General features: G+C 57.5%; 17 protein-coding genes and 1 other RNA gene. 5 read left to right on the top strand and 13 right to left on the bottom strand.

The genetic code is table 11. The annotated features are described in order from the left end of the window. Positions 1–15: 15 nt before the first annotated feature. The 9 genes from menD to SM130_RS08520 all read right to left on the bottom strand — a co-directional run bounded on the left by menD (position 16) and on the right by SM130_RS08520 (position 12,332). On the bottom strand, positions 16–1,758 hold the full coding sequence (gene menD, locus SM130_RS08560; protein WP_102823669.1) for a 2-succinyl-5-enolpyruvyl-6-hydroxy-3-cyclohexene-1-carboxylate synthase: 1,743 nt from the start codon (positions 1,756–1,758) through the stop codon (positions 16–18). A gap of 14 nt (positions 1,759–1,772) precedes the next feature. Then, complete coding sequence (locus SM130_RS08555) at positions 1,773–2,828, bottom strand: sugar nucleotide-binding protein (RefSeq protein ID WP_102823668.1); 1,056 nt, start codon at positions 2,826–2,828, stop codon at positions 1,773–1,775. Beyond that, positions 2,825–4,351, bottom strand: coding sequence for a lipopolysaccharide biosynthesis protein (locus tag SM130_RS08550; RefSeq protein ID WP_256044891.1), 1,527 nt, complete (start codon positions 4,349–4,351; stop codon positions 2,825–2,827). The genes SM130_RS08555 and SM130_RS08550 overlap by 4 nt, the downstream gene beginning before the upstream one ends. Before the next feature lie 101 nt (positions 4,352–4,452). Continuing rightward, complete coding sequence (locus SM130_RS08545) at positions 4,453–5,961, bottom strand: MBL fold metallo-hydrolase RNA specificity domain-containing protein (RefSeq protein WP_102823667.1); 1,509 nt, start codon at positions 5,959–5,961, stop codon at positions 4,453–4,455. Between the two features lie 132 nt (positions 5,962–6,093). Further along, entirely contained in the window at positions 6,094–7,374 is a 1,281-nt protein-coding gene (locus tag SM130_RS08540; RefSeq protein WP_102823666.1) for a Wzz/FepE/Etk N-terminal domain-containing protein, read from the bottom strand. A gap of 296 nt (positions 7,375–7,670) precedes the next feature. Continuing rightward, positions 7,671–8,939, bottom strand: coding sequence for a Wzz/FepE/Etk N-terminal domain-containing protein (locus SM130_RS08535; RefSeq protein WP_102823665.1), 1,269 nt, complete (start codon positions 8,937–8,939; stop codon positions 7,671–7,673). Positions 8,940–9,081: 142 nt separating this feature from the next. Further along, positions 9,082–9,366, bottom strand: coding sequence for an integration host factor subunit beta (gene ihfB / locus SM130_RS08530; RefSeq protein WP_003280517.1), 285 nt, complete (start codon positions 9,364–9,366; stop codon positions 9,082–9,084). 248 nt (positions 9,367–9,614) lie between these two features. Continuing rightward, positions 9,615–11,285, bottom strand: a complete 1,671-nt coding sequence (locus tag SM130_RS08525; RefSeq protein WP_102823664.1) for a DEAD/DEAH box helicase — start codon at positions 11,283–11,285, stop codon at positions 9,615–9,617. A gap of 297 nt (positions 11,286–11,582) precedes the next feature. Next, positions 11,583–12,332 carry a spermidine synthase gene (locus SM130_RS08520; RefSeq protein ID WP_102823663.1) on the bottom strand — a complete coding sequence of 250 codons (750 nt, stop codon included), beginning with the start codon at positions 12,330–12,332 and terminating at the stop codon, positions 11,583–11,585. 135 nt (positions 12,333–12,467) lie between these two features. On the opposite strand from SM130_RS08520, the gene SM130_RS08515 reads away from it, so the two are divergent. Both SM130_RS08515 and SM130_RS08510 read left to right on the top strand, forming a co-directional pair. After that, positions 12,468–13,817: a class II 3-deoxy-7-phosphoheptulonate synthase gene (locus tag SM130_RS08515; protein ID WP_102823662.1), complete on the top strand. Its 1,350-nt coding sequence runs from the start codon at positions 12,468–12,470 to the stop codon at positions 13,815–13,817. A 132-nt stretch (positions 13,818–13,949) separates the two neighbouring features. Then, positions 13,950–15,398: an SLC13 family permease gene (locus tag SM130_RS08510; protein WP_102823661.1), complete on the top strand. Its 1,449-nt coding sequence runs from the start codon at positions 13,950–13,952 to the stop codon at positions 15,396–15,398. Between the two features lie 68 nt (positions 15,399–15,466). On the opposite strand, the gene efp is transcribed toward SM130_RS08510, so the two are convergent. The 3 genes from efp to ffs all read right to left on the bottom strand — a co-directional run bounded on the left by efp (position 15,467) and on the right by ffs (position 17,659). Beyond that, positions 15,467–16,033 (bottom strand): elongation factor P, encoded by a 567-nt coding sequence (efp, locus tag SM130_RS08505; RefSeq protein WP_102823660.1) that lies wholly within the window; start codon positions 16,031–16,033, stop codon positions 15,467–15,469. A 146-nt stretch (positions 16,034–16,179) separates the two neighbouring features. Next, a complete protein-coding gene (earP, locus tag SM130_RS08500) occupies positions 16,180–17,334 on the bottom strand; it encodes an elongation factor P maturation arginine rhamnosyltransferase EarP (RefSeq protein ID WP_102823896.1) in 1,155 nt (384 codons plus the stop codon). 228 nt (positions 17,335–17,562) lie between these two features. Then, positions 17,563–17,659, bottom strand: an RNA gene (gene ffs, locus SM130_RS08495) — signal recognition particle sRNA small type. A gap of 310 nt (positions 17,660–17,969) precedes the next feature. Here ffs and SM130_RS08490 point away from each other — a divergent pair. From SM130_RS08490 to SM130_RS08480, 3 genes are all read left to right on the top strand, one after another. Beyond that, the gene (locus SM130_RS08490; protein WP_102823895.1) at positions 17,970–18,956 is read left to right on the top strand and encodes an NAD(P)/FAD-dependent oxidoreductase; all 987 of its coding nucleotides are present in this window, start codon (positions 17,970–17,972) and stop codon (positions 18,954–18,956) included. A 107-nt stretch (positions 18,957–19,063) separates the two neighbouring features. Continuing rightward, positions 19,064–19,870: a motility protein A gene (locus SM130_RS08485; protein WP_102823659.1), complete on the top strand. Its 807-nt coding sequence runs from the start codon at positions 19,064–19,066 to the stop codon at positions 19,868–19,870. 2 nt (positions 19,871–19,872) lie between these two features. Continuing rightward, positions 19,873–20,613: an OmpA/MotB family protein gene (locus SM130_RS08480; protein ID WP_102823658.1), complete on the top strand. Its 741-nt coding sequence runs from the start codon at positions 19,873–19,875 to the stop codon at positions 20,611–20,613. 20 nt (positions 20,614–20,633) lie between these two features. Here SM130_RS08480 and SM130_RS08475 read toward each other — a convergent pair whose 3' ends face one another. Further along, the gene (locus SM130_RS08475) at positions 20,634–21,566 is read right to left on the bottom strand and encodes a ZIP family metal transporter (RefSeq protein WP_102823657.1); all 933 of its coding nucleotides are present in this window, start codon (positions 21,564–21,566) and stop codon (positions 20,634–20,636) included. Positions 21,567–21,767 lie beyond the last annotated feature (201 nt).

The raw sequence follows: 21,767 nt of genomic DNA, 5'->3' as shown, positions 1-21,767 counted from the left end.
TCGTAACTTTAGAATCTATTTATTCAAAAAAGCTTTTACTATTTTCATACCGCTGTCACCTAATATACCCTTTACCACTTGCTTTACTCTACTGTCAGTAGTCGTGCAGAAACTCGTCATAGCTTCCAGTGCGTCACTTTCTTCTTGGCTGTCGGTGAACAGCTCGAACAGCATGGGCCGGTCTGTGGCCACGTCAGTGAAGAAGCGCTGATAGACGCTTAAAAATTCTTCTTTACTTGAAGCGCTCAGGTATTCAAAGCCAAGGTCTTCAGCATAGTGTTTGACCAGTGTTTTTGACTTATTACCAAAATGCCCACCTGCAGCGTGGAGCTCGTCAGCCGAATCCCCAAAAGCGGCTGCGCTGTGGTTGAAGTTCTTGAACTCGGTACCAATGCCGTTGTTGATCAACATAATCCTAATATTGCTACCGACATGACGGTTGCCGAGAGAATTCATGTCGTAGAAAAATGCCAAATCACCGACAACGCAAAAGTAAAGCCTGTCACGGTTAGCTAGGGATGCACCGAGCAAGGAGGATACACAACCATCAATACCGAAGCCGCCGACATTGCTGTACGACATTACACCCTCGGGCAAATGAAAGAAGTTCCACGAGCGCAGGCTATTCAAAATCCCAAAATGAATTACTGAATTTTGCGGCACGCTTTTGTGGGACTTCCCTGCTATCCAAATATTGGAGAACGGTAATTCAGGGATATTTTGCTGGATGGTTGCCAAGTGTTTCTGCCAGGCATGCAGATATTGACTTTCAACTGGTTGTTTTTTTTCGGCATAGCGCGCAAAAAATTCCGTTTCCGGCATCTGGAATGTATTGGTCAGTTTTCTGAAGGTATCCCTGATTTCGCCGTCTTCGTTTACTCGCCAGACCTCGTTACCGATAATCCTGTCAGTTGAGTAGTCACCGGTCACTTCTCCCATATGAATCGTTAGCTCTGGCTTTAACGCCTTATAGTAGGCGTGGCTCTGCGACGAGCTAATAGAATGTACCACCTTGTACTTGCCGTAGTAGCCACTGGTATGGTCACAGAAAACAACCGCATCGTAGACTGCACAAAAGCGGTCAATGGCGGCGCTGAGTTGTTCGCTCATGCGGGGGTGGGAGCCGACAAAAATGGCCGTTTTACGTTGCTCTATTGGAGGCAGTTCGTCCGTACTGACAAACCTTTTCATTGCGCGCACAGACGGCAGCTTGTGCACGTTGTAGATTTTGCTATAGGCAGTCGTCAGGTTGATATGCACTGGCCCACCGCCATTACGGAACAGCTCCAGAACGGCAGTGTTGATTTTGACCTCGCTGGACCAGAAGTCGTCGTTGTCTTTGACAATCGGTAGGTGCACGCTCAGCTTGGCGGCGTCCTTTGGCTTCTGCGTGCGATCTATCAGCTGTGCGCTGTGATGGCCTATCTTGGCAATATCCTGGCTGGAGGTAACCGCAAGAATGGGTAACTTTCTGTAGAAAGCCTCGGTAAGGCCCGGCAAATAGTTTCTGGACGCCGTTGCTCCGGTACAGCTGATGACCACAGCCTCGCCTGTTTCCCCGGCCAGGCCACAAGCCATGTAGGCGGCGGAACGCTCATCCACCGCTGAGTACAGTTCAAAATATGGATCATTCTGCATACTTCTTGCAAAAGCCATGTTTGTAGTGCCTGGCGAAACAACCGCTTTTTTGATGCCATTGGCCTTCAGGATGGATACCAGTATTTGTACGTTTTTCTCGTCGGAATAATGTTCTTTCATATGATAATCCTTGCTTAAATCACGTACCGGAAAAGTGCGTATTTCAGCTTGTTTAATGCACCCTCTATGCGAAGCAAGGATGTATGCTCGCCGGCGAGCCTGTCTTTTATGCCTTCGCTGCGCCAGTTAATATTTTGAAAATGCGGACTAACTAAGAATTCTTTCAAGCAATTGGTCAGTCCAGCTTTGGCTTCCACAAAACTGCCGACATCAACGAATTCGTTTATCTTTTCGTTATCAAATTTCCTATGATACATTCGATCATAAATTATTTGATATCTTCCGCCTTGTAATTTTATAAAGTCCTTTAGACCAAGAAAGATGACCGTTGGCCGTGAGCCCTTAATTTCTTCAAACACATCAAGATAAACGCCGAGTAGCTCTTGCCATGTGTAAGAGCCACTACTGGTAATATGATAACTTTCACCCAGACTCTTTTCCTGCCCCATTAACGCCGCTATTGACTTAGCTACATCATAGCCATAGGTAAGCGTTGTAACCTTTTCTTTAAGGTCTTCAGAAAAAACGATGGTTTTTCCTTCGAGTGCTCGAAACAGCCAGTCCTCTTTCTCCAGCGTCCCCAGCTGCAAGCGTTGCTCGCTATAGGTGATATAAGGCCTAACTATCGTCCAGTTCGTGTTCTTATTCTTCTTTAGAATATTTTCTTGTCTTGCCTTTGTTAACGCATACTCACGCTTGGCAAGATATTCTTTGTCCTCAATGGTATCAAGCAGCCTTGTGGTGCTTTCCTTGATCCATTCAGCGCTGTTATCGTATACCCGCGCCGAACTTATAAAAATATACTGCTCGGTGGCATCAAGCAGCATTTCCACTCGTTGCTCCAGCTCCGCTTCATTGTAGATCATGAAATCCACAATAACGTCCCATTTTTCCTGCAAAAGCCGCGTCAAGAATCCAAGTTCCTTCGCACTGCCAGTCAAATATGTAATATTTCCGGTGCGCTCTTTAGCGCGCCTAGTGGTGACAGAAACATGTCGCCCTTGTTCTGCCAATATTTTGGAGAGATGAACACCCATTGCCCCGGTGCCACCCAATAGTAAAATCTTCATGCTCTTGCCTTAATAAATCTTAAACCGAAAATTTTGAATTTTTCTCGTGTTTTTCGATCAATGCCCAAAATAAAAATAACAGCCAAATTTAAAAGGACCGAGAGTATTCCGTAAAGCACTACCGAACCAAGGGTGTTTCGGAAAAAACCTTCTAAGTGGTACATAACAAACCCGGTAACAAATACAACTTGCGTTACGCGCGATAACACCTGCTTGATAAACTGCACGCTGGAGAGGCCAGTAAGGTACTCGACCAGAAACAGGCGAGCAAAGAACATAGCCACATTGGCTACTATAGCCACAACAAACACCGAGTACGCCGGATAGCCGTAATAAAGCACCAACCAGGACACAGGTAAAATCAACAGCTGGATTGTTCCCAATGCCAGTTCGTATAGCCTCATCTTTCCAGGTGCACGCGCTGCAGTGGCCAGCGGCATGCTAATCGCAAATATCAGCGACTCCAGCAGGGCCAGCTGAGCAAACAAGTAGGTCTCAACTGGTGCGTTTTTCAGCCAGAGGTCTACCAGAAATTCGATTTTAAGTATCATCGGCAACAGCAGGATCCACATCAGAAAAAATGTCAACTTCGAGCCGTCCAGTACCAGCTGATACATTTCCGTTTTATTATTCTCAGCATAACTTTTGATAATCGGCGGATACAGTGCCGTGTTAAAATTCTGCGCAAAAACATTGGTAAAGCTCACAACCTGAATCGCAATGGCGCGGGCGGCGACAACCGTCGGGTTGAACATTTGATTTAATAGTACAGTTACGCCGTGGGTTCTGATAATTGTGGTAAAGCTGCCAAAAACGGCCCAGCCAGTAAAGCCCAGAACCTCCTTTACCAGAGCCTTGTTTGCAGTCAGCTTGCGTAGATGGCACTCAGGATATTTCCTGAAGGCGGTTACCATATACATCAGCATAACTGCCAGCGCGGCCAGCATCATTAACCAACCATAAGCCACCAGCCTGTCAAAAGGCAGCTGCGCCAGGAAGAAAACTGCCAATAATTTAACTACAGATTCGGTAACGGTGATAATCGCGTAAATATTCATATCCTCGTGGGATATGATGATCGCCATAAAGGGTGCCGAGAATATGGAGAAAGCAAATGAAAAAACGGCTAGGTGGTATAGCAGCATGGCACTGCCGGCCTTGTCCTCCGGTAGTTTCAAATACTGGCTAACGAGGTAAAAGCCGACCGCTTCAAGTAGGAGCACTGCTACTGCTGCTACGCCCATATAGATAATCAGGTTTGTACTGAATACCTGTTCTAGCTTTACTAGGTTATTTTCACCCAGCGCAAAGGAAAAATATCTTTGCGTGGCAGACGACAACGCCGTAGGGATGAAAGATGAAATGGCAACAATACCCGCTACCACATTGTATATGCCGTAGTCTTCAACGCCTAATACGTCGAGCACCACCCTAACTGTATAAAAAGATATGATGGCAATAAAAATCATCCTGAAATATAGGATTAACGTACTTCTTGCGATTCGCTTATATTTATTGCTCATCCGGTACCGTTTATCTTCCTGGGTTGTCTGATATGACTAATAAACCGGGCATTGTCGGGGAGGCTTATTGGCATGGCCAGCATTCCGATCTGACCTATCTGCTAGGTAGCTGTGATCTTCACGAGCGGCCTGTTCAGTTGCTCATAGTCCGCACGTAGCCGAGCAGCTAGTGCCTTCTTGGCGCGTCGCTCACCATGCACAATCCGTATATCCTCCGGCCAGTCCTGCATCCCGGTAACAAACTCCACCAGTCCCTTTTGATCCGCATGAGCCGAGTAGCCACCGATGCTGGTCACCTTCGAGCGAATATCGAAACGCTCGCCATCCAGTTCAACATAGCCACCCTTGGGCCCGAATTGCTGGATGGCATGGCCGGGCGTGCCCTTGGCTTGGTAACCAACGAACAGAACATCATGCCTTGGGTCATGCAGCATAGCTTTCAGGTAATTAACGATTCGCCCACCGGAGCACATGCCATTGCCAGCAATGACGATCGCGGGGCGTGCGGTTTGGGCGAGGCGGTTCAACACGGCGATATGGTCGGCGTGGTTATCGATCATGATCAGGTTGTCGAACGCCAATGGGTTGCGGCCGGCTTCGACGCGCTCGCGCGCCTCCTGATTCCAGTAGGGCTGCAGGCTTCGGTAGGCCTCGGTGAAGCGTGTGGCTAAGGGCGAATCGAGGATGATCGGGAGCTTGGGCCAGTGGTTGGGGCTAAGCGTCTGGGTATCGCTATTCGCGGCTGAAGCCGCTCCCACGGTGACAGGGGCTTCTTCAGGCTGGGCCGCATTCGCGGGCGAGCCCGCTCCCGCGGAGCGGGCGTGAATGATCTCTTCCAGCTCGTATAGCAGTTCCTGGGTGCGGCCGATGCTGAAGGCGGGGATCAGGACGGTGCCTTGATCCTGCAGGGCGTGCTCGATGACGGCTTCCAGACGCTGACGGCGGCTGGCGCGGTCTTCATGCAGACGATCACCGTAGGTGCTTTCCAGCACAAGGATATCGGCGCGCTCGGGTGGTTCAGGCGGCATGAGCAACGGCGCATGGGGCGCGCCAAGATCACCAGAAAAGACGATGCGTTTGGTGTCACCCGTGCCGGGGTAGAACACGTCGATTTCCACGTACGCCGAGCCGAGAATGTGGCCGGCGCGCTGCAGGCGAATACGCACGCAAAGCCCATCGGTTTCGATGAGAGTGAACCATTGTTTGTAGGGCAGTGGTTGAAGGCGCTGCTCGACAAGCTTGATATAGCGCTCCACCTCTTTCTGATCACGGCCGAAACCCAGTTTGAAGGCGTCTTCCAGAACGATGGGCAGAAGTTTGGCCGAGGGCTCGCTGCACAGAATCGGCCCCTTGAAGCCGGCGGCAAGCAAGTAAGGAATTCGCCCTACGTGGTCGATATGCACGTGAGTGACGACTAGCGCCTTGATGGTAGCCAGCGAAAACTCGATGGCTAACCGCCCTGCCCCGGAACGTCCATCCACCGAGGCTTCGCTGCCCTGGAACAGGCCGCAATCGATCAGCAAGCTATTGGCCGCATCCATATGCAGCTGATGACAGGAGCCGGTGACGCCATCCTGAGCGCCGTGATGTTCGATATCGGGATAGCGCACGGTTATTCCTTTAACGATGTCAGCCAACGCACTCGCAACAGGCTAGGCACGAGTCCACTTAAAAAATCAGCGGGAATACTACCGCCTTTCCGGAGCCGCTAAGTCGTCAGCGGCGCTCCGAAGGATGGATGGTCATGCAGCAGTGGCAGGCCTGCGTAGATTTCGCACAAGCGCGATGAAAAGCCCAAGCATGCCCCCCAATACCAAGGCGAGCGCGACGATCAGCGCCTTCTTGGGTTTGATCGGACGGCGAGGCTCCACTGCACGCTGATCGATGGAAACCAGCTTCAGCGCGCTGGCATTGAGCGCCAGGGCGCGTAACCGCGCAGCCTCTTCACGCCAACCGGCGAGGTCTTTAAGGAAGAGATCATCGTTTTCCCGGCTGATTAGGACCTCGATCTGGCGGTTGTGTTCCAACAACTTAAGTTCACGGGCGATTTGCGCGATACGCGGCTCGGTAAAGTCATCGGAGCGGCGAGCCAGTAACGCCTTGCGCTCTGCTTGCAATGCCTCGCTGCCCATGAAGTAAAGGGGAATCTGCTGATTATTCACTTCGGTACGGATCACACTACCCTGGCCGGTCATCTCGGCAGCCCCTAGCGAGGATGGCGTAGTGGGCTTGCTGATACCCAGTGATGTGGCGATGCGAATTGCTTCATTGAGCTGGTTAATACGGTTGTCGCGGCGGGTCCTGAGCTGCTGTCGCAGAGCCGCCAGCTCGTCGTTCAGCTGCGCTCGTTTGAGCGTGTCCTCTTCGGTGAGCTTGGCGATTTTGACTTCTTTGCTTGCCTCGTAATTGGCGCGCGCGGCAGCCATTTTCTTTTCCAGCTGGCTGAGTCGGTTGGCAATGAGCGTTTCGAGGTCCGCGCCAATTTCCTTCCGGACGTTATCCAATGAGTACTGCACGAAGCCGTTGACGATCTCTACACCGTTAAGCTTCTGGGGAAAGGTGAGTTGTAGGCCAATGAAAGGCGTGGTGCCCTCTGCTTTCTTGGGGTCAGGCTGCAGCACTTTGAACGCTTGATCATTGAAGTCTTCGAAAGTCTGTTCAAGGCTGCGCCCGGGCTGCTCAAGATCGGCGAACAACTGCTGATTGTCGCGAAAGTAGGCAAGCCGGTTTTCATAGGAGTCGAGCGCAGCTCCAACTTGGGCTAGGGCTTGCTTGGGCGACAGCTTATAGATGCCGAGATGGTTCAGCTCATCGAGGTCCTTGATTGCGGCGGGCCGCAGGACGCTTTGAACTGTGTAATAGCGAGGTGCGAGCAGTGCGTATACGAGCCCGGCAAGGCCCACAATCAGCGTGACTGCAACGATGAGCGACTTTTGCTTCCATAGCGCACGTCCGAGTTGAACGAGATCGATCTCGTCATGTGCGTTTGGATTGAGGATATGGGGAGGGGTAACAGCGTTCACGTTGGAGTTCCATCTCACTGGTTGCGGCGCAAGGCCTGTACCGCAAGTGAAAGCGAAAGTTCCTTTCTCGCGGGTCGACATTTTGCCAGCCAGCTCACAAAAAACAAGTGACACGTATCAAAGTTGTCGGGCCACCGCCATCCGGCTAGAGCTTTGCGCCGGAGGATGACCAATCCCGGGCCGTCCAAAAGCTTGACGAGAGCCAAGCTATACGCAGCCCAAGAATCGGTCGCCTATGTGATGAGGAAGCGAAAGAGGAATTTTGCGGACCCGGCTCACGGCACCGCAGCCAGGGACTAAACTCGTTGGCCAGCCCCACGACCTGCAAGGCTACGCACGAGCGCGACAAAGATGCCGAGCATGCCACCGAGTACTAAACCCAGCGCCAGGATCATCGCCTTTTTGGGTTTGATCGGCTTGGACGAATCCAGGGCGGGCTGATCGAGCCGAACGAGTCGCAACCGTTCGGTATCGAGCTTGATACCCTTGAGGCGGGCCGCCTCCTCGCGCAGTTGTGCCAGGTTGGTCAGGTAGAGGTCTTCACCTTCGCGCCCTTTCAGGATTTCAACTTCACGATTATTCTCCAGCATCGCCAGCTCTGACTGAATCTCGGCAATACGAGGCTCGACGAAGTCATCCGATTTTCTGGCAGCAAGCGCGTCGCGCTCGGCGGTAAGCGCTTCGGTGCCCATGAAATACAACGGAGTCTCCCGGTTGGTTACCTCGGTGCGGATGACTTGCGTGCCACCACGCGCCGACTCGGACATCCCGGACGGGCTGGTAGGCTTGTTAATGCCCAACGATTCAGCAATCGAGATCGCCTCGCTCAGCTGCTGAATCCGGTTAGTCCGCCGCGTTTTTAGCTCCTCGCGCAGGCTGGAAAGCTCGTCTTTTAGCTGGGCACGCTTTAGCGCGGCATCCTCGAGCAGCTTTGCGATCTTTGCCTCTTTGGAAGCATTGTAGTTAGCACGCTGTGCATCGATGTTCTTTTCCAGACTGGCCAGCCGATTGCTGATCAGGCTTTCCACGTCGTCCGATATTGCGCGGCGCTCCAAATCCAATACGTAGGCGACGAAGCCATTCACCACCGAAGCGCCAGACACGCCCTGTGGATAGATGAGCTTCAAGCCAACGAAAGCGCTGCGGTTATCCGTACGCTTTGGGTCCGGAAATAACATCTCGAAAGCTTCGTCATTAAACTCGGCGAAAGACTGCTCCAACGAGCCTCCGCCCTTGGTGACGTTCGGAAACAGCTCCTGGTTGTTCATGAAGAACTCCAGGCGATTATCGTAGGACGACAGGCCGCCGGCCACTCGGTTGATGGCCTCTTCTGGGGTGAGCTTGTAGATACCCGTCTCATTGAGCTGATCAAGATTGCTCTGCGGTACGGGCCGAAGGTAAGTGCGGGTTTGGAAGTATGGCGTGGCCATGAAGGCGTAGATGGCCGCTAACGCGGTGACCAGCAATGCTATACCGCCAATCAAGATTTTCTGCCGCCAAAGCGCGCGGAACAATTCGACCAGATCGATTTCGTCATTAGGCGAAGTAGATTGCTGCACAGTCATCCGAAGTCCCTGTATGTATGCCCTTCACTGCAGGGCAAGCTAACCGGATTTTGTGCGCATGAAAGGCCGAAAGTTCCAGTGGCTGATGCTATGTGACAACTTTTTATATGCCAATAAGGCGGGTATCGCATCAGCGGCCGGGTTATTCGTCCTCATTGACCCTGTCACGCAACTCCTTCCCCGGCTTGAAATGCGGTACAAACTTGCCGTCAAGGCTGACGGATTGGCCTGTCTTGGGATTTCGGCCGACGCGGGGGGCGCGGTAGTGCAGGGAAAAACTGCCGAAGCCGCGGATTTCGATTCTGTCGCCGGTGGCCAAAGCCTGAGCCATTTGCTCAAGCATGGTCTTGATGGCCAGCTCGACATCCTTCGACGAAAGCAGTCCCTGTTGGGTGACGATTCGCTCGATCAACTCCGACTTGGTCATGGTTTTCCCTTCGTTTTCAAGCGGCTAGATCATTCGGGTTGCGGTCGTTTGTAGCATGTTGTTCAGAGTTTGAACAGCCCAGGCGGGATTGACGAGGAAGGAGTGCTTCGTTTAGCGGAGCGCCGCGCAGAAGGGACAAAGCGAATGAACGTGGCTGTGGTGTCGGTGGTAGCCCCTTGAGCTCTGGCTTTTATGCGGGCAATAAAAAGGCGGGCTATAAGCCCGCCTTTCATTTAGCTACCTATCGCTCAATCTTCGCGATAACGACGCAGCTTGAGTTGCTTGCCACCGACGCGAGTGTCCTTGAGCTTGCCAAGCAGGCGCTCAAGGCCATCTTCCGGCAGTTCGACCAGGCTGAAGCTGTCGCGTACCTGGATGCGGCCGATGGCTTCGCGGGCCAGGCCGCCTTCGTTGAGGATGGCGCCCAGCAGGTTGCGAGCAGCGATGCCATCACGCGCACCTAGCGGAGTGCGGCAACGGGCGCGGCCTTCGGCCAGCGGAACCGGAGCGCGACGCTCACGATCACCACTGCGCTCGGGACGATCCGAACGCTCGGTACGTTCACGCGGGCTGCTGGTCGGAACCAGCGGCTGCTCTTTTTCCACTTCGGCCAGGGTTAGCGCCTGACCATTGGTGGCCTTGCGCAGCAGCGCCGCGGCAAGTGCACGCGGGCTGCAGCCGATGTCGGCAACCAGCTTGTCGAGCAACTCGCCATGGGTGGTTTCGGCGTCAGCTACCAGCGGCGCAAGGCTGTTGGTGAGCTTCTTGATACGCGCATCAAGCACCTGCTGGGCATTCGGCAGGCGGGCCTCGGCGACCTTCTGGTTGGTTACACGCTCGATGACCTGCAGCATGCGACGCTCACGCGGGGTAACCAGCAGCAGCGCACGGCCTTCACGACCGGCACGACCGGTACGGCCGATACGGTGTACGTAGGATTCCGGGTCGTAGGGCATGTCCACGTTGAACACGTGGGTGATGCGCGCCACGTCGAGACCGCGAGCGGCCACGTCGGTGGCAACGACGATATCCAGACGACCATCCTTGAGCGATTCGATGACGCGCTCACGCTGGTTCTGGGCGATGTCGCCGTTCAGCGCAGCGGCCTTGTAACCCTTGGCTTCCAGCGCGGCGGCCAGATCCAGCGTCGCCTGCTTGGTCCGCACGAAGGCGATCAGCGCGTCGAACTCTTCGACTTCCAACAGGCGCAGCACGGCCTGAATCTTCTGGTCGGCGTGGACCATCAGATGCGCCTGCTCGATACGAGCGACGGTCTGGGTCTTGGCGGCGATCTTGATGTGCTGCGGCTCACGCAGGTGCTTCTCGGCAATCGCGCGAATGGAATGCGGCAGCGTGGCGGAGAACAGTACGGTCTGGCGGCTCTCAGGCATGGCCTCGAAGATCACTTCGAGGTCGTCCATGAAGCCCAGCTTGAGCATTTCGTCCGCTTCGTCGAGGACCAGGAAGCGGATGGTCGACAACAGGCCGCTGTTGCGGCTCAGGTGATCGACCAGGCGGCCCGGGGTAGCGACGATGACTTGCGCACCCTGACGGATGGCCTTGAGCTGCGGGCCCATCGGTGCGCCACCATAGACCGCGACGACGGTCAGGCCAGGCATCTGCTTGGAATAGGTTTCGAATGCAGTGGCGACCTGCAGTGCCAGCTCGCGAGTCGGCGCGAGGATCAGCGCCTGCACTTCCTTGCGAGCGGGATCGATCTTGGACAGGATCGGCAGCGCAAAGGCTGCAGTTTTGCCAGTACCGGTTTGGGCCTGGCCGATCATGTCGTGGCCACCAAGGATCACCGGGATCGCTTGGGACTGAATGGGAGACGGTTCTTCGTAGCCGACTGCGCTAATGGCAGCCAGAACAGCGGAGTGAATACCGAGTGCGGCAAAGCCGCCGATTTCTTGGGTCATGGGTCTTGTCTCTGATGCTCCGCAAGACCCATTGTTCCGAAGCTGCGCATGCCGTGCAAAACCCGAAGGTCACCCTGGCAGCCTGGTCGGCGGGGTTGCGAAAACGTATGAATGATGAATCGTCAAGGATAGCCCGCTCGAAGCGGACAGCAGCTGAAGCGACGCTTCGTGTGTTGCAGTACCTGAACGCAGGCTGGGTTTCAGCCGGCGCGTACTATACCGGATTAACGTGAAGCTGTGCGGGTTTTTGTGCACAGTTGGCATCGTCACATGCTGACCTTTTTCAGCCGGCTCAACTCAGCTAGCCGGCCGCAGCGCCATGATCAGCGATTCCAACGAATAACCCAAGCGCGGCGCCAACGCTTCGGCCCGGCGCCGCAATCCGTCCACGTCCAGATGCTGGTCCAGATCTGCGGGCACCAGCAATATCACGTTGCCCTCCTTCACCGGGCATTCCCAGTAGTGCCGGTGATAAAGGCCGCGCAACAGTGCCGCGCCCAGTGGACGATCATCATCGGTGCCCCACTGATTGATGACCAGCCAGCCGCCTGGGTTTAACTTTTCCTGGCAGCGCTTGAGGAACGACCAGGCCAGGTGCGCGGCATCCGGCCCGGTATCGTTGTACAGATCGACAAAGATCAGATCGGAAGTCTCGGCGGTATCCAGCAGTTCGGTGGCATCGCCGATACGGATATACAGGCGCGAGTCGTTCTGCAGGCCCAGATAACGCATCGCAAGCTCTGGCACCGACGGGCGCAGCTCGATGACCTCGATGTCTTCCAGCGGCAGAAACTGCAGGCAGGCCTGGGTCAGGTTGCCGGCGCCCAGCCCGAGAAAAAGCGCCGTTTCCGGTTCCGCATGGCAAAGCCCACCGAGCAACATGGCGCGGGTGTAGTCGTACTCCAGCCAAGCCGGATCGGCAGTGAAGACACAGCTCTGCTCGACGGCCGCGCCGAACTCCAGAAAACGGTACTCACCCACCTCCAGCACGCGAATGAGCCCAAACGCGTCATGCACTTCGGCGAGCAAGCGCTCCTCTTTGTCCATCGATAAGCTCCGCAGCTATCTATCCACCATCATGTCGGCGAAGCGCATCTTACGCAGGCCCATAGGCCATCGCTATCTCCGGCTGCCTAGCGCTTCAGGTAAACTCGCGCCACTTTTTTAGAATCTGGAACGACCATGAACGACGCCTGGAGCCCCGAAAGCTGGAGAAGCAAGTCGATCCAGCAGCAGCCCGAATACCCGGATGCCGAACACCTCAAGCGCGTTGAACAGACTTTGGCAGGCCTGCCGCCTCTGGTCTTTGCCGGCGAAGCGCGTGCGCTCAAGCGGCAATTTGCCGAGGTGACCCAGGGCCGCGCGTTCCTCCTCCAGGGCGGGGACTGCGCCGAGAGCTTCGCCGAATTCTCCGCCACGAAGATTCGCGACACCTTCAAGGTGCTGCTGCAGATGGCCATCGTGATGACCTTCGCCGCCGGCTGCCCGGTGGTCAAGGTAGGACGCATGGCCGGCCAGTTCGCCAAGCCGCGTTCGGCCGGCGACGAAACCATCGATGGGGTCACCCTGCCGGCGTACCGTGGCGACATAGTCAACGGCATCGACTTCAATGAAAAAAGCCGGGTGCCGGACCCGGAGCGCCTGCTGCAGGCCTACCATCAGTCCACCTCCAGCCTGAACCTGCTGCGCGCCTTTGCCCAGGGCGGGTTTGCCGATCTGCACCAGGTGCATCAGTGGAACCTGGACTTCATCGCCAACTCGTTACTGGCCGAGAAGTATCACCAACTGGGCGCACGCATCGACGAAACGCTGAAGTTCATGCGCGCGTGCGGCCTCGACGGCGCACCGCAGTTACGCGAGACCAGCTTCTTCACTGCCCACGAGGCGCTGCTGCTCAACTATGAACAGGCGTTCGTCCGCCAGGACAGCCTCAGCGGTGGCTGGTACGACTGCTCCGCGCACATGCTGTGGATTGGCGACCGCACCCGCCAGCTCGACGGTGCGCATGTCGAATTCCTGCGCGGCGTCGGCAACCCTATCGGCGTGAAGGTCGGCCCGAGCATGGACAGCGAAGAGCTGATCCGCCTGATCGACATCCTCAACCCGCAGAACGATCCCGGCCGCCTGAACCTGATCGTGCGCATGGGCGCCGACAAGGTCGAAGCCGGCCTGCCGCGCTTGGTACGCGCCGTGCAGAACGAAGGGCGGCACGTGCTCTGGAGTTCCGACCCGATGCACGGCAACACCATGAAGGCGTCCAGCGGCTACAAGACGCGGGACTTCGAGAAGATACTCGCCGAAGTTCGCCAGTTCTTCGATGTGCACCGCGCCGAGGGCAGCTACCCCGGCGGCATTCATATCGAGATGACCGGCCAGAATGTCACCGAGTGCATCGGCGGCTCGCGGCCGATCACCGAAGCCAGCCTGTGCGATCGTTACCACACTCATTGCGACCCGCGGCTCAACGCCGATCAGTCGCTGGAGATGGCGTTCATGATTGCAGAGACCCTGAAACAGGTCCGTCCAGACTGATCGACCGGCTACCCATCGGTCGCAGCAATTTAGGAAACAAAACCGCGCCGCCCATGTCCGCCTAATAAGGGCCACGCAGGTATCGCCCCGCGTGGCTCAGGTTTCGATAATGCAGCTTCGAAGGTATCGACGATGGCGGAATCATCCCAAAGCCGAGGTGCTGCGCTTGCTGCGTGGGTCGGTCTGATCCTCGGCCCGCTCGTTTTGCTCACATGCATCCTGACGGACCCACCCGGCGGTCTATCCGAAAAGGCTTGGCTGACCGTAGGCCTGGCCGTGCTGATGGCGGTCTGGTGGTCGACCGAAGCCATTCCGATCCCGGCGACCTCGCTACTGCCGATCCTGTTGATTCCCCTGCTCGACATCGACACCCTGGCCAAGGCCACTGCGCCTTACGCCAACCCGACCATTTTCCTGTTCCTTGGCGGCTTTCTGCTCGGCCTGGCAATGCAGCGCTGGAACCTGCACCGGCGCATCGCGCTGAGGACTCTGCTGGCCGTGGGCAACCAACCCAGTCGGCAGATCGCAGGCTTCATGATCGCCACGGCGTTCATCAGCATGTGGGTCAGCAACACCGCAACCAGCATCATGATGCTACCCATCGGCCTATCGGTCATCGGCTTACTGATCGCCGGCAGCGACGAAAAGGAAAGCGCTCGGTTTTCTGTCGCGCTACTGCTGGGCATCGCTTATTCCGCCAGCGTCGGCGGCATCGCGACGCTGATCGGCACCCCGCCAAATGCACTTCTTGCCGCATTCATGCGGGAAAACTACGACGTCGAGATCGGCTTCGGTCAATGGATGCTGCTGGGATTGCCACTGAGCATCGGCATGCTGATCTTTATCTGGTGGTCGCTGACGCGCAGGGGCTTCGTGTTGGCCGGTGGTGATAGCCGAGGGTTGCTGGAGAAAGAAATGGCCGCTCTGGGGCCGATGTCGCGGGCCGAGAAAATGGTCGCCGTGGTGTTCGTTCTGGCCGCCCTGGCTTGGATATTCCAGCCGCTGTTAGCCGGCTACGTAGACGGCGTAAACGACACCAGCATCGCCATGGCTGCGGCGATCATGCTGTTCCTGATCCCGGTGAATCTGCGCGAGCGAGTCTTTCTGATGGACTGGGAACAGGCCAACAAGGCGCCTTGGGGCGTGCTGTTGCTGTTCGGCGGCGGCCTCTCGCTGGCGGGTGTCATTGGAGCATCCGGCCTGGCCGAGTGGATCGCAGGCAGCCTCGGCACGTTCGATGCCCTGCCCCTGCTGCTGATGATTGCGCTGGTCGTGGCGGTCATCATCTTCCTTACCGAGATCACCTCGAATACTGCGACCGCCGCAGCGTTCCTGCCGCTGCTCGGCGCGCTCGCCGTGGCCCAGGGGCTTTCGCCTGAGATGCTGGCGATACCCGCCGCCGTAGCCGCCAGCTGCGCTTTCATGATGCCCGTCGCAACACCACCGAACGCTATCGTGTTCGGCACCGGCCAATTACCCATCCAGGCGATGATCAAGGCCGGGTTCGTACTCAACCTGTTCGGCGTGCTACTGGTCTCGCTGCTGTGCTACGCGCTGGTGGGGTGGATCTGGGGCAGCTAAGGCGTTACCGCAGAAATGAAAAAGCCCAGCATCGAGCTGGGCTTTTTCAACACCGAAGACCAGGAATATCAGGCCTTGACGCGCGACTTGTACTCGCCGGTGCGGGTGTCGATTTCAATCGAGTCGCCGATTTCGCAGAACGCGGAAACCTGCAGCTCAGCACCGTTCTGCAGACGGGCGGTCTTCATGACCTTGCCCGAGGTATCGCCACGTACTGACGGCTCGGTGTAAACGATTTCACGAACGATGGTGGTCGGCAGTTCGACGGAGATCACCTTGTCGTTGTAGAAAATGGCTTCGCAGACGTCGGTCATACCGTCTTCGATGAAGGTCATCACACCTTCCAGGTCGTCTTTTTCGATTTCGTACTGGTTGAACTCTTCGTCCATGAAGACATAAAGCGGGTCAGCGAAATAGGAATAGGTCACTTCCTTGCGCTCGAGAATCACCGGCTCCAGCTTGTCATCAGCCTTGTACACGGTTTCGGTCGCAGAACCGTTGAGCAGGTTCTTCAGCTTCATCTTGACCACGGCACTGTTACGACCGGACTTGTTGAACTCGGCTTTCTGGATGATCCAGGGTGCGCCGTTGATAACGGCCACTTGGCCGGCACGGAACTCTTGTGCGGTTTTCATACGAAATATCCGAAGGGAATTAGAGACATAAAACAGGCCGCGTATCATAGGGGCTGTTCCCGTCCTGTCGCAAGCCGCGTCTCTGCGCCAGATGACGCAGGGTCGAGGCGGTCCGCAAAGCGCAAGCGAGCAACGTCAGCGGCGAACTAACCGTGAACGGCGCCTAACCAATCCGTGTGGAAAAACATCAGCTTGCCGGCCAGATCGCCATTGGCAACCTGCTCGTGCGTCCAACCTTCGGCGCGCTCGAGCAACGCAGGGTACTGATCTAGTAGAACAGTCCACGCTTCACCGGCGCCCTCCCCGGCATTCCAGGTACGCCAGAAGCCACGCAGCGCTTCGCCAGCCGTCGTCGTCGGCAAACCGTGTGCATAAAGGTCGAGAAACGCGTTGAGTTTGTCCCAGTGCGCATCGTCTTCCTGGGGATAGATGTGCCATACCAACGGGCGGCCTGCCCATTGGGCGCGGATGAAAGACTCCTCGCCACGCACCGCATTGAAATCGCAGCACCACAGCAACAGGTCGTATTCATCCTGGGTCATGAACGGCACGATGGATAACTGCAGGCTGCCACGTTGAAGAATGTCGCCCGCTTGTACCTTTGGCACCCCGAGCCAGGTCGCAATGTCGCCCAGCACACGCCCCTCCGGCACCAGCAATTGGTTAACACGCGTATCGTTGGCAAGTGCATTCAGCCAGCCCGCAACTGCAGGATTTTCATAGGCAAACAAGGACAGCAGCCGGGCTTCGGGCTGCCGCACAACGCCGAGGGTGGCGAGGAAGTCAGCCTGCTGCTGGGGATCATCTTGAAATCTGGCGCGACGCAACATCAGATCGCCTTCGCGAATCAGCCCGCCGGTGTTCGCTTCGAATCCAGGAAAGAAGAAAAACTTCTGCAGCCCATTGGCCTGCAGCGAGGGCAGCGCGTGACAGCCGACGATCCAGTCTTCGGCGCTCAGGTATTCGAGATTCAGCCAGAGAATGCGTCGTCCGCTGGCGGCCATGGCATTGATGTAGGCCTGGGGCAAGTTGCAGGCAAACGCCTCGATTACCACATCAGCGGGCTCGGCTCCCGGCCACGTTGCCGGCCAATGCCTGACCTCTACCCCGCCATGGGTCTGCTGCTCATCGGCACTGGCTGCCGGACAGAGTCGGGCGAAGGTATCCAAGTCATCCACCCATAGCCGTACGGGTTGCCCATGCTCGGCGGCAAGCTGACGTGCCAAACGCCAGGTGACGCCGATATCCCCGAAGTTATCCACGACCGCGCAGAAGATGTCCCACTTCGCTTTGACAGACAAAACCATGCTCCCCGAACAGATACAGGCACTTCGTGCATATGGAAAATTCGGCGCAGGATACAAGGTTGAAGCAGACGGCGGGCCTGCAGCCTGAGCGAGACGCGCAGAAAGGCATGCTGCCTTTCATCCCTAAATGCATGACGTGCGCATACGCCCGACCTGTGAAGGTCAGCTGGAAGTCGACTAAATAGAGGGAAGGAAGAACAAGAAGGTCGTTATGGAGGTGAACCCTACCAGCCACACCCCGGCACACAATGTCACCGCTGCGGCTGCTCCCTTCCGGGCCTGACCGGGTTCACGGCTGATCGTTGCGAGGGGACCGGCAGGGCCCACCATAACGAAACCCGCCTGGCGGCGAGCGGCGCCATTGTACCGGCTTATCAGCAACTTACAACCACTGGCTGTTAACGGCGCACATGACCGGCCAATCCCCTCTGTTCACAGGCAAGCTACCGCCGGTCAGTAACACCCAAAACCGCCAGATCGTATGTCGCATTGCGTCGAAACCCTCTAGCCAAAGGCCGGCGTCTGTCCGAGGATGGGGAGGCTCAAGCGCTGTATCGAACGCTTGTCATGAAACCATGCTGCGCGGCGGTTCGCCTGTGCGGCTGATGGCAACAGCAAACGAGGTAAACATGAGCAAGGCTCCAATCGCCGTCATCGGAACCGGAATCGCAGGGCTCTCCGCCGCACGCACGCTTCACGATGCTGGGCAGGCAGTACATTTGTTCGACAAGAGTCGCGGCAGCGGTGGCCGTATGGCCAGCAAACGCAGCGACGCAGGCTCGCTCGATCTCGGCGCCCAGTATTTCACTGCGCGCGACAGGCGCTTCACTGAAACCGTACGCCAGTGGCAGACAGAGGGCTGGGTAGCCCAGTGGACACCTACCCTATTCCAGTCTCGCGACGGACAGCTGACGCCCTCGGCGGACGAGCAACTGCGCTGGGTCGGTACGCCGACTATGAGTTCGATCACCCGCGGGTTGCTCGGCGAGATGCCGGTGACGTTCGGCTGCCGAATCACCGAGGTCTTCCGTGGCGAACAGTACTGGACGCTCGTCGACGCTACGGGCGTCAGCCACGGCCCTTTCAGCCACGTAATCATTGCTGCGCCCGCGCCGCAGGCCGCTGCGCTGCTTTCCGGTGCCCCTAAACTCGCGACCGTTGCCGCCAGCGTGGCGATGGAACCGACCTGGGCCGTCGCCCTGGGATTCTCCACGCCGCTAGAAACGGCACTGGAAGGCTGTTTCGTGCAAGACGACGCGCTGGACTGGATCGCCCGCAACCGCAGCAAACCCGGCCGTGATGGCGCGCTGGATACTTGGGTATTGCACAGCACCAGCAGTTGGAGCCGCCAGCATCTCGACCTGGCCAAGGAGGCGGTGATCGAGCGACTGCACGGCGCTTTTGCGGAGCTGATCGACTGCGTCGTCCCTGCGCCCGAGTTCACGCTTGCGCATCGCTGGCTGTATGCCAGGCCCGCACAGGCGCACGAATGGAATGCCCTTGCCGATGCCGGTTTAGGTCTGTACGCCTGCGGTGACTGGTGCATGTCCGGCCGGGTAGAAGGCGCCTGGCTCAGCGGCCAGGAAGCAGCGCGGCGACTGCTCGAGAACCTCTGACTACGCACAACACGCGGCTGACCTGTCCCTGACCCAGGTCAGCCGCGGCGACGACCCAGCTGCTATTATCGCGCGCTTTGTGCACTGCCCCTTTCAGCGGAGTCTCGATGAATCCCTCCACCCTGATCGGCATCCTCGCGAGCATCGGCCTGCTGGCTGTCGTCATGCTCTTCGCAGCCCAGGAACCCGCGCTGTTCATCGATCTGCCGAGCCTCGGCATCGTTCTGGTCGGCACCCTGGCAGCGACATTCATCAGTTATCCGCTGCGCGAAGTCACCCGGGTGTTCGGCCTGCTCTGGACGGTGATGCGTAACGAGCGGCTGTATACCCGCCAGGATCTCGACGAACTGGTGCAGATCTCGCGCCTGTGGATCAGCGGCGATCTGCCGGCCGTTGAAAAGGCCGTGGAGAAAGTCAGCAACCCCTTTCTGCGTACCGGCGTGCAGCTTGTAATCGACAACACACCGGAAGAAGACATTCTGGAGGTCCTGCAATGGCGCATCGCGCGCCTGCGCGCTCGGGAAAATGCCGAGGCGCAGCTGTTCCGTGCGATGTCCAGTTACGCCCCGGCTTTCGGCATGATCGGCACGCTGGTGGGGCTGATCAACCTGATGTTCATGCTTGGCAGCGGCGACATGGATCTGATCGGCCGCAGCCTGGCCGTCGCGTTGATGACGACCTTCTATGGGGTACTGCTGGCCAACCTGATCCTCAAGCCGGTCGCGGTTAAGCTCGAGCGACGCACCGAGCAGCGCGTGGCGTTGATGAATCTGGTGATGCAGGGCATCTCGATGATGTGCAATCGGCGTAGCCCAGCTTATATGCGCGAAACGCTGAAATCCTTCATCGCCCACCATGACGACGAAATTCGCGATGGCCCCAGCGCGCCGCGCATCAAGCCGCAGGAAGATTGACCGTGAACGGGCAGACATCCCAGGGCAGCCGGTTCTCCAAGTGGCATATCGAACCGCAACGGGAGGAGGAGCAAGAGGCCTGGCTGATCACCTACCTGGACATGCTCACCCTGCTGCTGGTAATGCTCGTGATCATGCTGACACTTGCTGGCAAGGGTGACGGCAAGCAGAACGAACAGGCGGTTGCCGATTCGATGGCGCTCACGGCGGCGAGCGCACCGGGCGTTGGGCTGAACACGTCAACCTCGCCGATACCCTCAATCGAACCGCTGCCGACGCCGCCAAGCGAGACAGAGCCGAGTGAGGCCGACGTCACCAAGCCCGTGCCGGACATGGCCCTGGGCGACGACATCCAGGTAATCGTCAATCAAGGCAGCATCAGTTTCCGTATCAGTAGCGAGATTCTCTTCGGCTCTGGACGAGCAGAGTTGGAAGACGCCGGGCTGGATGTAATCGACCGGCTGGTCCCGACGCTGGCCGCCAGTCGTTATCGAGTCATCGTCGAAGGCCATACCGACAACCTGCCAATCCAGACCGAGCGTTTCCCTTCGAACTGGGAGCTTTCCGCCAACCGCGCCAGCAGCGTGGTGCGCTACCTGCAACTGGCCGGGCTCGAGGCAACGCGCTTGAGTGCAACGGGCTACGCCGATACGCGCCCGATCGCCGACAACGGCGATGAACGCGGGCGCGCCAGCAACCGCCGCGTCGAATTGATCATGCAGACCGAGCCGGACAGCCACTGACAGTTGTCCGCCCCGCTCCATCAGCCCAGCGCGGTATCGAGAAACATCATCACGGCGAAACCCACCATCAGCCCAAGCGTTGCGGGCGTTTGGTGGCCATTGCGGTGCGTTTCCGGAATCACCTCATGGGAGACGACGAAGATCATGGCGCCCGCAGCCAGGCCGAGGCTGATCGGATAGGCAATGGCGAAGCCGCTGGATATCCCGATGCCTACCAGCGCACCCAGCGGCTCCATCAGCCCGGACGCCGCAGCGACCAGTACCGATGTCAGTGCAGACAATCCCGTCGTGCGTAACGCCAGCGCCACGGCCAAGCCTTCCGGAATGTCCTGAATGGATATCGCCGTGGTCAATGGCAGGCCGACGCTGAGGTCGCCATTGGCGAAGCTCACGCCAATGGCCATGCCTTCAGGAATGTTGTGCAGTGCGATGGCGAGCACGAATAGCCAGACGCGGTTGAGCCGCTCGCACTCCGGGCCGCAGGGTCCGGTGCTTTCGTGCTCGTGCGGCGTGAAATAGTCCAGACCGAGCATCAGCAGCACGCCGAGGCCGAGCCCCACGACGACGGTTAGCGCCGCTGCCGGGCCGTTGCCGAACAGCTCGCGCCCCGCCTCCAGGCCCGGCAGGATCAACGAGAAGGCACTGGCAGCAAGCATCATCCCGGCCGCGAAGCCGAGCATGCTGTCCTGAGTACGGGTCGAAATATTGCGTAGACCAATCGCGAGAAACGCGCCGAAGGCCGTTGCGACGAAGCCGGCAGTACCACCCAGCATGGCGTAGCGAACATTGCTGGCCTCGCTGCCCTGGAACGCATTGACGGCTCCCGCCACAAGCAAAAGCAGCACAGCCAATGCGGTTGCGGCAAGACCTACGGTTATCCAGGGCTTGGCCTGAGCCTGCGCGAGCCAGGCTGCGCGAAGCGTGGCAGCCGGGCTTTGGACGGTAGACGCCATGATCTGTGAATCCTCGGATGCGGGGCGCTCAGTGTACGCTGCCGCGTTGCAGCCAAGGGGCTATGGCTGCCATAGGCGCAGGCCATAGCGAGTGCTCTGCGTTGTACCCCATAGGGTATGTCCGTAAGCTGGGCGTATTCGTTGGCCGTCACGGGCCGCATCAGGGAGTGGTCCGTCGTGTCCGCCACACAACCCATTCGT

This window comes from Stutzerimonas stutzeri, assembly GCF_038561965.1.
Taxonomy (GTDB): Bacteria; Pseudomonadota; Gammaproteobacteria; order Pseudomonadales; family Pseudomonadaceae; genus Stutzerimonas; species Stutzerimonas stutzeri_AA.
Note: the sequence above shows the minus strand (reverse complement) of the source record. Positions and strands in the feature narration are given on the sequence as shown.